The sequence below is a fragment of the Streptomyces sp. NPDC091279 genome (assembly GCF_044757465.1).
In the GTDB taxonomy this organism is placed as follows: domain Bacteria; phylum Actinomycetota; class Actinomycetes; order Streptomycetales; family Streptomycetaceae; genus Streptomyces.
On sequence record NZ_JBIVVA010000005.1, the window covers coordinates 1 to 15434 of the forward strand.

The 15434-nt window shown below is 71.0% G+C and carries 12 protein-coding genes; 4 read left to right on the plus strand and 8 right to left on the minus strand.

The window, feature by feature from the left end; all coding sequences use genetic code 11:
- Positions 1 to 289: 289 nt before the first annotated feature.
- Both ACIQOU_RS13465 and dapA read right to left on the minus strand, forming a co-directional pair.
- Complete coding sequence (locus ACIQOU_RS13465) at positions 290 to 1975, minus strand: ribonuclease J (protein ID WP_401536759.1); 1686 nt, start codon at positions 1973 to 1975, stop codon at positions 290 to 292.
- Between the two features lie 129 nt (positions 1976 to 2104).
- Complete coding sequence (gene dapA / locus ACIQOU_RS13470) at positions 2105 to 3004, minus strand: 4-hydroxy-tetrahydrodipicolinate synthase (RefSeq protein ID WP_401536760.1); 900 nt, start codon at positions 3002 to 3004, stop codon at positions 2105 to 2107.
- Between the two features lie 362 nt (positions 3005 to 3366).
- Here dapA and ACIQOU_RS13475 point away from each other — a divergent pair, with 362 nt between their 5' ends.
- On the plus strand, positions 3367 to 3606 hold the full coding sequence (locus ACIQOU_RS13475) for a hypothetical protein (protein ID WP_401536761.1): 240 nt from the start codon (positions 3367 to 3369) through the stop codon (positions 3604 to 3606).
- 113 nt (positions 3607 to 3719) lie between these two features.
- Positions 3720 to 4274, plus strand: coding sequence for a hypothetical protein (locus tag ACIQOU_RS13480; RefSeq protein WP_401536763.1), 555 nt, complete (start codon positions 3720 to 3722; stop codon positions 4272 to 4274).
- Positions 4275 to 4365: 91 nt separating this feature from the next.
- Here ACIQOU_RS13480 and ACIQOU_RS13485 read toward each other — a convergent pair whose 3' ends face one another.
- From ACIQOU_RS13485 to rpsO, 5 genes are all read right to left on the minus strand, one after another.
- Positions 4366 to 4830, minus strand: a complete 465-nt coding sequence (locus ACIQOU_RS13485; protein ID WP_401536764.1) for a hypothetical protein — start codon at positions 4828 to 4830, stop codon at positions 4366 to 4368.
- An 11-nt stretch (positions 4831 to 4841) separates the two neighbouring features.
- Positions 4842 to 5594: a 4-hydroxy-tetrahydrodipicolinate reductase gene (gene dapB, locus ACIQOU_RS13490; RefSeq protein ID WP_401536765.1), complete on the minus strand. Its 753-nt coding sequence runs from the start codon at positions 5592 to 5594 to the stop codon at positions 4842 to 4844.
- 63 nt (positions 5595 to 5657) lie between these two features.
- Positions 5658 to 7037 (minus strand): M16 family metallopeptidase, encoded by a 1380-nt coding sequence (locus ACIQOU_RS13495; RefSeq protein WP_401536766.1) that lies wholly within the window; start codon positions 7035 to 7037, stop codon positions 5658 to 5660.
- Entirely contained in the window at positions 7034 to 9250 is a 2217-nt protein-coding gene (locus tag ACIQOU_RS13500; protein WP_401536767.1) for a polyribonucleotide nucleotidyltransferase, read from the minus strand. The genes ACIQOU_RS13495 and ACIQOU_RS13500 overlap by 4 nt, the downstream gene beginning before the upstream one ends.
- A 339-nt stretch (positions 9251 to 9589) precedes the next feature.
- Positions 9590 to 9877: a 30S ribosomal protein S15 gene (gene rpsO / locus ACIQOU_RS13505; RefSeq protein WP_401536768.1), complete on the minus strand. Its 288-nt coding sequence runs from the start codon at positions 9875 to 9877 to the stop codon at positions 9590 to 9592.
- A gap of 238 nt (positions 9878 to 10115) precedes the next feature.
- On the opposite strand from rpsO, the gene ACIQOU_RS13510 reads away from it, so the two are divergent.
- Complete coding sequence (locus ACIQOU_RS13510) at positions 10116 to 10406, plus strand: DUF397 domain-containing protein (RefSeq protein WP_401536769.1); 291 nt, start codon at positions 10116 to 10118, stop codon at positions 10404 to 10406.
- A 344-nt stretch (positions 10407 to 10750) separates the two neighbouring features.
- Positions 10751 to 14281, plus strand: coding sequence for an SCO5717 family growth-regulating ATPase (locus ACIQOU_RS13515; RefSeq protein WP_401536770.1), 3531 nt, complete (start codon positions 10751 to 10753; stop codon positions 14279 to 14281).
- 85 nt (positions 14282 to 14366) lie between these two features.
- On the opposite strand, the gene ACIQOU_RS13520 is transcribed toward ACIQOU_RS13515, so the two are convergent.
- Positions 14367 to 15320, minus strand: coding sequence for a bifunctional riboflavin kinase/FAD synthetase (locus tag ACIQOU_RS13520; RefSeq protein WP_401536772.1), 954 nt, complete (start codon positions 15318 to 15320; stop codon positions 14367 to 14369).
- Positions 15321 to 15434 lie beyond the last annotated feature (114 nt).

Consider the following 15434-nt stretch of genomic DNA (forward strand, 5'->3'; position numbering starts at 1 on the left):
CCTCCGGGCTGCTTCCCTTCGGTCTTGCGTTTCCGACTCTATCAGATCTTTCCGATCCGATTTCCTCGGTGCTTTCCAGGTTCTTCGCTTTCGCGCTTTCCCTTTCCGGCGGTTCCGACTTTATCAGAAGTTCTGAGTCGGATTTTCCGGCCCGATCGGGAACTGGTTCCGGATGCTTGGAGCTTCCGGGTTCCCCTCTGGCGGAGCCGTAAACGTACTGGAGCGGGGGTCCTCGATGCAAATCGAGGACCCCCGCTCCCAGTTGACGCCGGCCGGTGGCCGGTCGAGGTCAGACCTCGACCACCACGGGCAGGATCATCGGCCTGCGGCGATAGGTGTCGGAGACCCACTTGCCGAGCGTCCGGCGGATCAGCTGCTGGAGCTGGTGCGGCTCCACCACGCCGTCCTGGGCCGAGCGTTCCAGTACGTCGGCGATCCTCGGCATCACGGCGCTGAACGCCGAGTCCTCGATGCCGGAGCCGCGGGCCTGGATGTGCGGGCCCCCGGTGATCTTGCCGGTCGACGAGTCGACGACGACGAAGACCGAGATGATGCCCTCGTCACCGAGGATCTTGCGGTCCTTCAGGGCCGGCTCGCGGACATCCCCGACCGAGAGGCCGTCGACGTAGACGTATCCCGCCTGGACCTTGCCGGAGATCTTCGCCTTGCCCTCGATCAGGTCGACGACGACGCCGTCCTCGGCGATGACGATGCGGTCGTGCGGGACGCCGGTGAGGGCGCCCAGTTCGGCGTTGGCCCGTAGGTGGCGCCATTCGCCGTGCACCGGCATCAGGTTCTTCGGCCGGCAGATGTTGTAGAAGTACAGCAGCTCGCCGGCGGAGGCGTGGCCCGAGACGTGCACCTTGGCGTTGCCCTTGTGGACGACGTGGGCGCCCCAGCGGGTCAGGCCGTTGATGACGCGGTAGACCGCGTTCTCGTTGCCGGGGATGAGCGACGACGCCAGGATCACCGTGTCGCCGTCGACGATACGGATCTGGTGGTCCCGGTTGGCCATGCGGGAGAGCGCGGCCATCGGTTCGCCCTGCGAGCCCGTGCAGACCAGGACGACCTCGTGGTCGGGCAGGTCGTCGAGGGTCTTGACGTCGACCACCAGGCCCGGCGGGACCTTCAGGTAGCCGAGGTCGCGGGCGATGCCCATGTTGCGGACCATCGAGCGGCCGACGAAGGCGACCCGGCGGCCGTACTCGTGCGCCGCGTCCAGGATCTGCTGGATGCGGTGCACATGGCTGGCGAAGCTCGCCACGATGATCCGCTTGCGGGCGCTGCCGAAGACCTGGCGCAGGACGTTGGAGATGTCGCGCTCGGGCGGGACGAAGCCCGGGACCTCGGCGTTCGTCGAGTCGGAGAGGAGCAGGTCGATGCCCTCCTCGCTCAGCCGTGCGAACGCGTGCAGGTCCGTGAGGCGGTTGTCCAGCGGCAGCTGGTCCATCTTGAAGTCGCCGGTGTGGACGACCATGCCGGCCGGGGTGCGGATGGCGACCGCGAGGGCGTCCGGGATCGAGTGGTTGACGGCGATGAACTCGCAGTCGAACGGGCCGACCCGCTCGCGGTTCCCCTCGGACACCTCAAGGGTGTAGGGGCGGATGCGGTGTTCCTGGAGCTTCGCCTCGATGAGCGCGAGGGTCAGCTTGGAGCCGATCAGCGGGATGTCCGGCTTCTCCCGCAGGAGGAAGGGGACGCCGCCGATGTGGTCCTCGTGGCCATGGGTCAGGACGATGCCGTCGATGTCGTCGAGGCGGTCCCGGATGGACGTGAAGTCCGGCAGGATCAGGTCGATTCCGGGCTGCTCCTCCTCGGGGAAGAGCACTCCGCAGTCGACGATCAGCAGGCGGCCTCCGTATTCGAAGACCGTCATGTTGCGGCCGATCTCGCCGAGGCCGCCCAGCGGGGTGACCCGCAGGCCGCCCTTGGGAAGCGGCGGGGGTGAACCGAGTTCAGGATGCGGATGACTCAAAAGACTCTCCTCACCACACACGCCACGTGCCGGTGGCACGTGGCGCGCGTGACGTTCGTGCATGAGCAGTTGTGGTTTGGTCGGGCGCAGGCACTGGTTGGCCTGCTTATTCAGTTGTGAAGTCCGTTGTCAGAGCTGTACCCCGCCCGCGGCAAGATCGATCTTGAGCTGGGCGATCTCCTCGGGCGAGCATTCGACCATGGGGGCGCGCAGCGGTCCCGCCGGCAGTCCCTGGAGGGCGAGTGCGGCCTTGACGGTCATGACGCCCTGGGTGCGGAACATGCCGGTGTAGACCGGGAGCAGCTTCTGGTGGATCTCGGTGGCCTTCTGGACGCCGTCGGTGGTGAAGGCGTCGACGAGGGCGCGCAGGTCCGGGGTGACGAGATGGCCGACGACCGAGACGAAGCCGACCGCGCCGACCGACAGGAGCGGCAGGTTCAGCATGTCGTCGCCGGAGTACCAGGCGAGGTCGGAGCGGGCGATGACCCAGCTGGCCCGGCCGAGGTCGCCCTTGGCGTCCTTGTTGGCGACGATCCTGGGGTGCTCGGACAGCCGGACGAGGGTCTCCGTGTTGATGGGGACGCCGCTGCGGCCGGGGATGTCGTAGAGCATGACCGGCAGTTCGGTGGCGTCGGCGACGGCCGTGAAGTGCCGGTACAGGCCCTCTTGCGGGGGCTTGTTGTAGTAAGGGGTGACGACGAGGAGGCCGTGGGCGCCCGCCTTCGCGGCGGCGTGGGCCAGCTCGATGCTGTGGTGCGTGCTGTTGGTGCCGACGCCGGCGACGACGTGGGCGCGGTCGCCGACCGCCTCCAGTACGGCTCGGACGAGCTCCACTTTCTCCGCGTCGCTGGTGGTGGGGGACTCGCCGGTGGTGCCGCTGATGACCAGGCCGTCGTTGCCTGCGTCCACCAGGTGGGCGGCGAGCCGCTGTGCGCCGTCGAGGTCGAGTGCGCCGTCCGCCGTGAAGGGCGTGACCATGGCGGTGAGGACCCGCCCGAAGGGGGTCTGCGGAGTGGAGGTCGGAGCCATGGGGAACACGCTACTCGCTGCTCACTACAGGGTCTGCCCGTGGGGGGCCGGGAAAGTCATGACAAAGGCGGAGCCCGGTACTGCCTGCTCGGGGGTTCAGGCAGTACCGGGTCCGTTTGATCAGGCTAGATGAACTTCTCCAAATGCCGCAATACGGACACTTCACGCGGCTGATGCGTACATCTGTGCCCTGCGACAGCCCGTCGTGGTGGGCCGGGGTACAGGGGGGCGAACGGCGGCAACCCGGAAACTTCCACGAATTACGGTAATCCGGGCACCTTTTGGGTCTCCCGCTCGTCTGTCCTGGTGACGGCCGCTCTTTCGATCCCCCGTCGCCCGACCCCGAGAGGAGAAGCCCACCGATGTTCCGTCGGCGCGAGCCCGTACCCTTCGCCTTCCTCGCCGAAGCCGACCAGTTCCGCAGCAATGTCGCTCCCCCGCCCCGTGAGCGGGCGTCAGCCGGTCAGATAGCCGGGCACTGGCTGCTCGGGCTCACGATCGTCGCGGGGCTCGTGGGCTCCGTGATCCTGGGGATGCCCGCCCTCTCGCAGGACACGCCGACCACGCAGACCCAGCAGTCGCAGGCGTCCGAAGGACACTGAGCCGGCTCCGGCCGGGCCCTGACCCCATCCGGCCCCCCGAGGGTGGTGAGGGGGAACACAGGCGGATAGCCTCACCGGGCACAGCCCATGCATGGATTCAGTGAGGACCAGCCGTGCCCCTGCCCTTCCTGACGGCCGACCGCGCCTTCGAGACAGCCGACGATGTCGCGCTGCCCTTCGACGACCGTGACCGCTGGCGGCGCCCCTACCGGCCCGGCCCCTGGCGGGTCGGTCTGTCGGCGCTTCTGCTGCTGCTCGCCTCGTTCGTGCTGTTCGCGGGGGTCGTCATCGCGTTCACCACCTCGCTGACGGAGACCGGGCTCTGCTTCGGTATCGCGCTGGTCGTCATCGTGGTCGCCCTGCGGATGCTGCGGGTCGGGGTGTGGGTGAGCCCGCGCGGGCTGCGCCGTGTGGGGTTCCTCGCGACGCGCACGACGCCCTGGGACCGGATCGGCGCGGTACGGACGGTGCAGCAGCCGGTGCGCTGGCTCGGGTTGCCCCGGACGGTGCAGGGCCAGGCCCTGACGCTCGTCGGCAGGGAGAGCGGCGCGCAGGACTCCGCGCCCCTGATGACCACGCACAACGCCGACTTCCTCGGCCGGTCCCCCGCGTTCGAGCGGGCGGCGGACACCGTCGAGGCCTGGGCCGCGGAGAACCGGCACGGCTGACGGCGGCGCCGACGACGAGGGCCCGGTCCGCCAGGGATGGCGTGACCGGGCCCTCGTGCTGTGCCGTACGGGTGTCCCGTCGCCGATGGGTTCAGCGCGCGGACGGTTCGGAGGCGGCGTGGGAGCGGTGCAGGATGATCGCCCGTTGCATCGCCTTGCGGGCCCGGGGTGTGTCGCGGGCGTCGTGGTAGGCGACGGCGAGGCGGAACCAGCTGCGCCAGTCGTCGGGAGCGGCCTCCGTCTCGGCCTTGCGGCGGGCGAACACCTCGTCGGCGGAGTCCCGGTCGATCCGGCCGCCCGCCGTGCGCCGCAGTTCGTCGACGGGCAGGCCGCCCTCGGCGTCGAGCTGGGCGGCGAGGGCGTTGGCCCGGCGGACGAACTGGGTGTTCTGCCACAGGAACCACACCCCGATGACCGGCAGGATCAGGACCGCCACCCCGAAGGTGACGGTGATGAGCGTGCCGGACTGGATGAGCATGACGCCTCGGGTGCCGACGAGGACGAAGTAGACGACCAGGGCGGCGGCGGTGAGGGCGTAGGTGATCTTGGCGCGCATGGAGGGGTGTCTCAGCTCAGATCGAGGAAGTGCTCAAGCCCGAAGGTCAGGCCCGGAGTGGTCACCACGCGGCGCGCGCCGAGCAGGATGCCCGGCATGAAGCTGCTGTGGTGCAGGGAGTCGTGCCGCACGGTGAGCGTCTCGCCCTCGGCGCCGAGCAGCACTTCCTGGTGGGCCAGCAGACCGCGCAGCCGCACGGAGTGCACGGGGACCCCGTCGACGTCCGCGCCCCGGGCACCGTCCAGGGCCGTCGTGGTGGCGTCCGGCGCGGCGGCCGAGCCGGCCCGGGCGCGGGCCTCGGCGATGAGCTGGGCGGTGCGGGTGGCGGTGCCGCTGGGGGCGTCCACCTTGTTCGGGTGGTGCAGTTCGATGACCTCGACGGACTCGAAATAGGGCGCGGCGAGCTGCGCGAACTTCATGGTGAGGACGGCGCCGATGGAGAAGTTCGGCGCGATGAGCACGCCGGTCTCCGGGGACTCGGCGAGCCAGGCCCTGAGCTGCGCGAGGCGTTCCTCGGTCCAGCCGGTGGTACCGACGACCGCGTGGATGCCGTTGCGGACGCAGAAGTCGAGGTTGTCCATCACCGAGGCGGGGGTGGTCAGTTCGACGGCGACCTGGGCGCCGGACGCCGTCAGCGTCGCCAGGTCGTCGCCCCGGCCGAGGGCGGCGACCAGTTCCAGGTCCTCGGCGGCCTCGACGGCCCGGACGGCCTCCGAGCCGATCCGGCCCTTGGCACCGAGGATCGCCACACGCAGCTTGCTCATCTTCTTCTTTTCCTCACCGGAGACGGGGTGGAACCAGGGTCGGGTGGCTGACCCGGAACGGCGTCACGCGACCGTTTCACGCAGCCGGGACGCCTGTTTGTCCTTGAGCGGGCCGATGACCGACAGCGACGGGCGCTGTCCCAGGACGTCCCGGGCGACGGCGCGGACGTCGTCGGGGGTGACCGACGCGATGCGGGTCAGCAGGTCGTCGACGGACAGCTGCTCGCCCCAGCACAGTTCGCTCTTGCCGATACGGTTCATCAGCGCGCCGGTGTCCTCCAGGCCGAGGACGGTGGAGCCGCGCAACTGGCCGACGGCGCGGTCGATCTCGTCGTCGGACAGGCCCTCGGCGGCGACCTGGTCCAGTTGGTCCCGGCAGATCTTCAGGACGTCGGGCACCTGGCTCGGGCGGCAGCCGGCGTAGACGCCGAAGAGGCCGCAGTCGGCGAAGCCCGAGGTGTACGAGTAGACGCTGTAGGCGAGGCCGCGCTTCTCCCGGACCTCCTGGAAGAGCCGGGAGGACATGCCGCCACCGAGGGCGGTGTTGAGCACGCCGAGGGCCCAGCGGCGGTCGTCGGTGCGGGCCAGGCCCGGCATGCCGAGCACGACGTGCGCCTGTTCGGTCTTGCGGTCGAGCAGTTCGACGCGGCCCGCGGTGCGGATCGTGCGGCTGCCCTCGCGGGGCGCGATGGGGTCGGCCTGCGGGGTGCGGAACGCGCCGGCCTTCTCGAAGGCGGTCCTGACCTGCCGGACGACCGTGTCGTGGTCGATGTTGCCGGCCGCGGCGACCACCAGGTGGGTGGGGTCGTAGTGCTTCTTGTAGAAGCGCCGGATGCGGTCGGCGGTGAGGGCGTTGACGGTGTCGACGGTGCCGAGGACCGGGCGGCCGAGCGGGGTGTCACCGAACATGGTCCGCGCGAACAGGTCGTGCACGCAGTCGCCCGGGTCGTCCTCGGTCATGGCGATCTCTTCGAGGATCGCGCCGCGCTCGACGTTCACGTCCTCTTCGAGGATGAGGGAGCCGGTCAGCATGTCGCAGACGACGTCGATGGCGAGGGGGAGGTCGGTGTCGAGCACGCGCGCGTAGTAGCACGTGTACTCCTTCGCCGTGAAGGCGTTCATCTCGCCGCCGACCGCGTCGATCGCGGAGGAGATGTCGAGGGCGCTGCGCTTGTCGGTGCCCTTGAAGAGGAGGTGTTCGAGGTAGTGCGTGGCGCCGTTCAGGGACGGCGTCTCGTCGCGGGAGCCGACGTGTGCCCAGATGCCGAAGGTCGCGGAGCGGACCGAGGGGAGGGTCTCGGTGACGATGCGCAGGCCGCCGGGGAGGGTGGTCTTGCGGACGGTGCCGATGCCGTTGGCGCCCTTGACCAGGGTTTGGGTACGGGCGACGGCCCGCCCCTCCGAGGAGGTGCGGGCCGTCGTCGTGGAGCTACTCGACGTCACTTGTCGGTGTCGTCCTTCTTCTCATCGTTCTCTTCGCCCTCGATGACCGGGATCAGGGAGAGCTTGCCGCGGGAGTCGATCTCGGCGATCTCGACCTGGACCTTGGAGCCCACGCCGAGCACGTCCTCGACGTTCTCCACGCGCTTGCCGCCGGCGAGCTTGCGGATCTGCGAGATGTGCAGCAGGCCGTCCTTGCCCGGGAGCAGCGAGACGAACGCGCCGAACGTGGTCGTCTTGACGACCGTGCCCAGGTAACGCTCGCCGACCTCCGGCATGGTCGGGTTGGCGATGCCGTTGATCGTGGTGCGGGCGGCCTCGGCGGAGGGCCCGTCGGCGGCACCGATGTAGATGGTGCCGTCGTCCTCGATCGTGATGTCGGCGCCGGTGTCCTCCTGGATCTGGTTGATCATCTTGCCCTTGGGGCCGATGACCTCGCCGATCTTGTCCACGGGGATCTTGACGGTGATGATCCGCGGGGCGTTCGGGGACATCTCGTCCGGCGTGTCGATCGCTTCCATCATCACGTCGAGGATGTGGAGGCGGGCGTCACGGGCCTGCTTGAGGGCGGCGGCCAGGACGGAGGCGGGGATGCCGTCCAGCTTGGTGTCGAGCTGGAGGGCGGTGACGAACTCCTTGGTGCCGGCGACCTTGAAGTCCATGTCGCCGAAGGCGTCCTCCGCACCGAGGATGTCGGTGAGGGCGACGTAGTGCGTCTCGCCGTTGATCTCCTGGGAGATCAGGCCCATGGCGATACCGGCGACGGGGGCCTTCAGCGGCACACCGGCGTTCAGCAGCGACATGGTGGAGGCGCAGACCGAGCCCATGGACGTCGAGCCGTTGGAGCCGAGGGCCTCGGAGACCTGACGGATCGCGTACGGGAAGTCCTCGCGGGCCGGCAGCACCGGCACGATGGCGCGCTCGGCGAGGGCGCCGTGGCCGATCTCGCGGCGCTTGGGGGAACCGACGCGGCCGGTCTCGCCGACGGAGTACGGCGGGAAGTTGTAGTTGTGCATGTAGCGCTTGCGGGTCACCGGGGAGAGGGTGTCCAGCTGCTGCTCCATGCGGAGCATGTTGAGGGTGGTGACGCCCAGGATCTGGGTCTCGCCACGCTCGAACAGCGCGGAACCGTGCACGCGCGGGATGGCCTCGACCTCGGCGGCCAGGGTGCGGATGTCGGTGACACCGCGGCCGTCGATGCGCTTCTTCTCCTTGATCACGCGCTCGCGGACCAGCTGCTTGGTGAGCGAGCGGTACGCGGCGGAGATCTCCTTCTCGCGGCCCTCGAACTTCGGGAGCAGCTTCTCGGCGGCCAGACCCTTGACGCGGTCCAGCTCGGCCTCGCGGTCCTGCTTGCCGGCGATGGTCAGCGCGGCGGACAGCTCCGGGCGGACGGCGGCGGAGAGCGCCTCCAGGATGTCGTCCTGGTAGTCGAGGAAGACCGGGAACTCGCCGGTCGGCTTGGCGGCCTTGGCGGCGAGGTCGGCCTGGGCCTTGCAGAGCACCTTGATGAAGGGCTTCGCGGCGTCCAGACCGGAGGCGACGACCTCCTCGGTGGGCGCCTCGGCGCCGCCCGCGACGAGCTGGATGGTCTTCTCGGTGGCCTCGGCCTCGACCATCATGATCGCGACGTCGCCGTCCTCCAGGACGCGGCCCGCGACGACCATGTCGAAGACGGCGTCCTCAAGCTCGGTGTGGGTCGGGAACGCCACCCACTGGCCGCGGATCAGCGCGACGCGGACGCCGCCGATCGGGCCGGAGAAGGGCAGGCCGGCCAGCTGCGTGGACGCGGAGGCGGCGTTGATCGCCACGACGTCGTACAGGTGGTCGGGGTTGAGCGCCATGATCGTGGCGACGACCTGGATCTCGTTGCGCAGGCCCTTCTTGAAGGACGGGCGCAGCGGGCGGTCGATCAGGCGGCAGGTGAGGATCGCGTCCTCGGAGGGGCGGCCCTCACGGCGGAAGAAGCTGCCGGGGATCTTGCCGGCGGCGTACATCCGCTCCTCGACGTCCACCGTGAGGGGGAAGAAGTCGAGCTGGTCCTTGGGGTTCTTGGAGGCCGTGGTGGCCGACAGCACCATGGTGTCGTCGTCCAGGTACGCGACGGCGGAGCCGGCGGCCTGCTTGGCCAGGCGGCCCGTCTCGAAGCGGATGGTGCGGGTGCCGAACGTGCCGTTGTCGATGACGGCCTCGGCGTAGTGGGTCTCGTTCTCCACTATGAGTTTCTCCGTTACTTGTCGTCTTTCGTCCCTCCTCGCCCGTGTGGCGGGGGACGGTCGCGGAGAAGCGCGCCTTCTGGTGCGGACCGGTCTTCGATCGAAGCTCCCGGGGGTTGTCGTCTCCCGAGGGCCACTACCGAGGACCGGCGGCGGCGAGGTGCGCCTCTCCCTCGTACTTCATGCTGCTCGTGCTCTGTACTTCATGCTGTTACTGCCACGTGCGGAACGTGGTGCGCTACCACACTACAAAGCGCCACTGACAGTCCGCACGTTTCCGCACATACGGCAAAGGGAGCGGCCCCCGAGTCTTCCCGGGACCGCTCCCCTCACGGCGTCTTACTTGGCGCCCGCCGCACCGCGACGGATGCCCAGGCGGTCGACCAGCGCACGGAAGCGCTGGATGTCCTTCTTCGCCAGGTACTGGAGCAGGCGGCGGCGCTGACCGACGAGGATCAGCAGGCCACGACGCGAGTGGTGGTCGTGCTTGTGGGCCTTGAGGTGCTCCGTCAGGTCGGTGATCCGACGGGACAGCAGCGCGACCTGGACCTCGGGGGAGCCGGTGTCACCGTCCTTGGTGCCGAACTCGGAGATGATCTGCTTCTTGACGGCGGCGTCGAGCGACACGCGTACTCCTCGTGATCTGGGTCTGCCCACCGAGTGCCCCCGGTCTGATTCTCGGGGGAGCTTCCATGACTCGGAAGGCGGAGGTCCGTACAGAGACGGCCGTCGTCCAGGGTACCAGCAGCGTCCGGGCACTCTCACCGGGCTTTCGGAACCACCCAGGTGGCGGGGGTTGGGCCACTAGGGTGAGGGCGCGACGGTACGTACGCCGTCCATCACTCAGGGAAGGGGTCGCTGCGGCATGGCGGAGACGGAAGAGCAGATCAAGGCGCGCAAGGAACGGGAGCGGGACGAGCTCTACGCCCTGGACATCTCCGGTGTGACGTGGGAGAGCGCGCCCGGCACGGAGGAGCACGAGGAGCGGGTGGAGATCGCGCGCCTCCCCGAGGGTGCCGTGGCCATGCGGTCCTCGCTCGACCCGGACACCGTTCTGCGGTACACGGAGGCCGAGTGGCGGGCGTTCGTGCTGGGCGCGCGGGACGGCGAGTTCGATCTGGAGCCGACGGTGGCTGACGGCGCGGCGGCGGAGTAACCCGTTCCGTAACGGCGGCGAAAAGGGGCGGCACGCGCGCGTGCCGCCCCTCTGTGCTGAGGTGGGGCCCGTCGCCGTCAACACGCGGGTGGGGTGCGGGGCTTCGGGCACGGCCGCGTTGGTTCCGGTTTCACCGTCTATTCAGGCTCACGGGCGGACGGGCCTGCCGGGGTGGGGCTTGTGGTGATTAGGCTGGGAGAGGGCGCGTCGCCACAACCCGTGGACCAGGCGGCGGTGTTCCAGGGGGAGAGCCGGTGGATCGGACGACCTCGAAGGACCTTGGACGACGAACGAACGGTCGCCCCGGCACGGCATGAGGGTGCTCGACCACTTCAGGAGGAACTGTGAGCAGCGATCGGGACGGGAACCGCGGGGGCTGGGCCACACCCGGCGACGACCAGCCCGACGCGGAGTCCGCCATCGAGACGACGGGCGAGTTCACCATCGACTACGCCCCGCCGGCTTGGTACACGCAGAACGCGTCCGGGGCGGGGTCCGAACAGGGGCAGAGTCAAGGCCAGGGCCAGGCTCCGAGTCAAGGGCAGAGTCAGAGCCAGGGACCGGGCCCGACACCGGGTCAGGGCCAGGGACAAGCGCAGGGGCCGGGCCCGTCACCGGGGCCAGGGCAGGGTTCCGGGCCGGGGTCCGTGCCCGGGCAGGGGTTCGGGCAGACCTTCCGGCCCGGTGCCGGTTCGTCCCCCGGTGATCTGCCGTTGTCGCTGCCGGGGTTGACGCCGCCGGCGCACTCCCGGCCTCGGCCTCCCCAGGAGGCGCAGGCTCCGCAGGCACCCCAGTCGCCTCAGCAGGCCCAGCAGGCCCAGCAGGCCCAGGCGCCGCAGGCTCCTCCGCCGGCGGGGCCCGGTGCGCCGTTCACGCCGCCCGCGCCGGCGCCCGGTGCGCCGTTCACGCCTCCGCCGCCCGCTCCCGCGCCGGGGACGCCGTTCACGCCGCCTGCCCCCGGGCCCACGGCGCCGTACACGCCGCCCGTCGGGGGGCCGGGTGCGGTGCCGAACCTGCCGACGGAGGGCGGGTTCGCGCCGCAGGCACCCCGGCCTGCCGAGCCGACGCCCGCTCCGGCCGTGGATGCCTCGTCGCCGACGGCCGTGCCGAACATCCCTGTCACCGGGTTCCCGTTCCCGGGCGGGCCGGGGGCCTCGGCTCCTGCCGAGGGCGAGGGTGCCTCGACGGCATCCGCGCCGCCCGTCGCGCCGGTCGCGCCTCCCGCTCCTGCCGCTCCTGTCGCTCCTCCGGTGGCCCCCGCGCCCTCGGCCCCCGCCGACGATCCCTGGAAGGGTGACGTGGAGAGCGGCGCGACCATGCGCTTCTCCCGGGCCGACCTGAAGCGGGAGTTCGCCCTGCGGGCCGAGGCGGAGGCGGCTGCCAAGGCGGCCGAGGAGGAAGCCGACGCCCCCGCCGACGCCCCCGCCGGAAACGACGTCGACGAGACGCCCGTCGATGACGCCGACGCCGGTGCCCCGTCCGTGGCTCCCGTGTCCGGGGTTGACGCCGAGGACGCCGGTGAGGTCGCTCCGGAGGGTGCCGCCGGTGACGCGTCCGACGCCTCCGCCGACGCGCCGGACGCCGCCGAGGTCCCCGAGGTCCCCGTGGACGCCCCCGAGGCTGCGACCGACGACGAGGAGAAGGGCGACGCCGTCGCGGAGGCCGAGCCGGCCCTCACGGCCGGCGGCGAGTCCGAGGGCGCGGCGGACGCAGCGGACGCCGCGGATGCGGACGACGATGCCGAGGCCGCCGTTGCGCAGGGCGACGAGGCGGGGCCGAGCGAGCCGGAGGCCGCCGCGCCCCCGGCCGACGAGCCGCCCGCCGAGGCCCCGTCGGCCGAGGCCGCGCCGGAGGCCCCGCCCGCGTGGACTCCCCCGCCCGTGCCGCAGAACGTGCCGCCGCTCCCGCCGTCGTACCAGGCCGCCGCTCCCGCGCCCGCCGCCCAGTGGCCCGCGCAGCCGCAGCAGCCCGCCCCGCAGGCGCCCGCACAGCCCCAGCAGCCTGTGCCGCCCCAACCCCAGCCGCAGCAACCGCAGTTCCAGCCACAGGCCCCGCAACCGGCGCCCGCCGCCTGGAACGCGCCGCCCCAGACCGGCGCTCCGGCCCCCAACGGGTTCCCGCAGCAACCTCCGGCGCCCGCCCCCAACCCCCCAGCGCAGCCCAGCGGTTACGGCTTCCCGCAGCAGCCCCCGGCAGCCGCCGCCCCCAACCCCCAAGCCCAGCCCGGCGGTTACGGCTTCCCGCAGCAGCCGCCCGGTCCCGGGCCCGCCCAGCAGTCCCCGGCGCCTGTGCCCAACCCGCAGGCCCAGCCGGGTGGTTACGGGTTCCCGCAGCAGCCGCCCGGGCCTGATCCGCAGGCCGGTTACGGGTATCCGCAGCAGGGGCCGGGTCCGGTGCCCAACGCGCAGGCCGGTTACGGGTTCCCGCACCCGGCCGCGCCCAACCCGCAGGCCCAGCCCGGTAGTTACGGCTTCCCGCAGCAGCCCCAGCCGCCCACGCCCGACGGGGACTTCACCCCGGCACCGCCGGCACCCCAAGCCCCGCAGGCGCCGCAGGTCCCGCAGCCTCCCGTGGACCCGCGGACCGGGGCCGCGTGGCCGCAGGCGATGCAGCACGACCAGCGGCAGATGACCAACCCCGGTGCCGCGCCGCTCGGTTACACCGCCGCCGTCGAACTCTCCTCTGACCGGCTGCTCAACAACAAGCGGCAGAAGGCGAAGAGCGGTCGGCCGTCGGCAGCGGCGTCGCGGTTCAAGCTCGGCGGCAAGAAGGAAGAGGCCGAGCGGCAGCGGAAGTTGGAGCTGATCCGGACGCCGGTGCTGTCCTGCTACCGGATCGCGGTGATCAGCCTCAAGGGCGGCGTCGGCAAGACCACGACGACCACCGCGCTGGGTTCCACGCTGGCCACCGAGCGGCAGGACAAGATCCTCGCGATCGACGCCAACCCCGACGCGGGCACCCTCGGCCGACGGGTGCGGCGCGAGACCGGGGCGACCATCCGCGACCTCGTCCAGGCGATCCCGTACCTCAACTCCTACATGGACATCCGGCGGTTCACCTCACAGGCGCCGTCGGGTCTGGAGATCATCGCCAACGACGTCGACCCGGCCGTGTCCACGACGTTCAACGACGAGGACTACCGGCGCGCGATCGACGTGCTGGGCAAGCAGTACCCGATCATCCTCACCGACTCCGGCACCGGGCTGCTGTACAGCGCGATGCGTGGGGTGCTCGACCTCGCCGACCAGCTCATCATCATCTCGACGCCGTCCGTGGACGGGGCGAGCAGCGCCAGCACGACGTTGGACTGGCTGTCCGCGCACGGGTACGCCGATCTGGTGTCCCGTTCGCTGACGGTCATCTCCGGGGTCCGTGAGACCGGCAAGATGATCAAGGTGGAGGACATCGTCAGCCACTTCGAGACGCGCTGCCGCGGTGTGGTGGTCGTGCCGTTCGACGAGCATCTCGCCGCCGGTGCCGAGGTCGACCTCGACATGATGCGGCCGAAGGTGCGGGAGTCGTACTTCAACCTCGCGGCCCTGATCGCCGAGGACTTCGTGCGGCACCAGCAGTCGCACGGCCTGTGGACCAGCGACGGCAACCCGCCGCCGGTGGCCGCGCCGCCGATGCCGGGCCACGGCCAGGGCCAGCCCGGGCAGCCGGCGCCGGGTCAGCCGTACCCCGGCCAGCCCAGCCAGCCCAGCCAGCCGTACCCGGGCCAGCAGTTCCCGCAGCAGCCGCAGGCGCCGGGGCAGCCGTATCCGCAGCCGGGTCAGCCGCCCTACCCGCAGCACCCGGGGTACGGGTACCCGCAGGCCGACGGTTACGGCTACCCGCAGCCGGGACAGGCGCCGCCGCCTCCCCCGCAGCAGTAGCGGCACGGCGAAGGGCGGCCGGTTCCCCACGGAGGGGACCGGCCGCCCTTTCACGTCAAGGCCGTTGGCCCGTGCGGTCGTCGGGCTACTCGGCGGCGGCGGTCGCGACCAGGTCCCGGCAGCGCTTGACGTCCACGGCCATCTGGTCGAGGAGCGCGTCCAGCGAGTCGAACTTCGCCTGCCCGCGCACATACGCCAGGAAGTCGACGCAGACGTGCAGGCCGTACAGGTCGAGGCCGACGCGGTCGATGGCGTACGCCTCCACGGTGCGCTCGGTGCCGTCGAACTGCGGGTTGGTGCCGACCGAGATCGCCGCCGGCATCACCTCGCCCTGCGCGTGCAGCCAGCCGGCGTAGACGCCGTCGGCGGGGATCGCGGTGTGCGGGAGGGTCTCGACGTTGGCGGTGGGGAAGCCGAGTTCGCGGCCGCGCTGGGCGCCGCGCACGACGACGCCCTCGACGCGGTGGGGCCGGCCCAGGATCTCGGCGGCGCCGGTGACATCGCCCTCGGCGACCAGACGCCGGGTGAGGGTGGAGGAGAACGGCTGTCCGCCGCCCGCCTCGCCGGTCAGGGACAGGTCGACGATCTCGGCTTCAAAGTCGTACACCTTGCCCTGGGCGGCGAGGAACTCGACGTTCCCCGCGGCCTTGTGGCCGAAGCGGAAGTTCGGGCCCTCGACGACCGCCTTGGCGTGCAGCTTGTCGACGAGCACCTTGACGACGAAGTCGGCGGGCGACAGCTTCGAGAACTCCGTCGTGAACGGCAGGATCAGCACCGCGTCCACGCCCAGCTCGGCCATGAGTTCGGCACGCCGGTGGTGCGGGGCGAGCAGCGGCGGGTGGCTGCCGGGGCGGACGACCTCGCTGGGGTGCGGGTCGAAGGTGACGACGACGGAGGGCACGCCCAGTTCACGGGCGCGGTCGACGGTGTGCCGGATGATCAGCTGGTGACCCCGGTGGACCCCGTCGTAGGACCCGATGGTGACGACGCTGCGTCCCCAGTCCTCGGGGATGTCCTCCAAGCCACGCCAGCGCTGCACTGTGACCGCTCCTCGAACCCGTGTCCGTGTCTGTCCCGACCTCTTACGCAGCTCTAAGGGTGCCATGCCGGGCGCCCCTCGCTCGCACCGGCATGGGGGTGTGACCGGACGCAC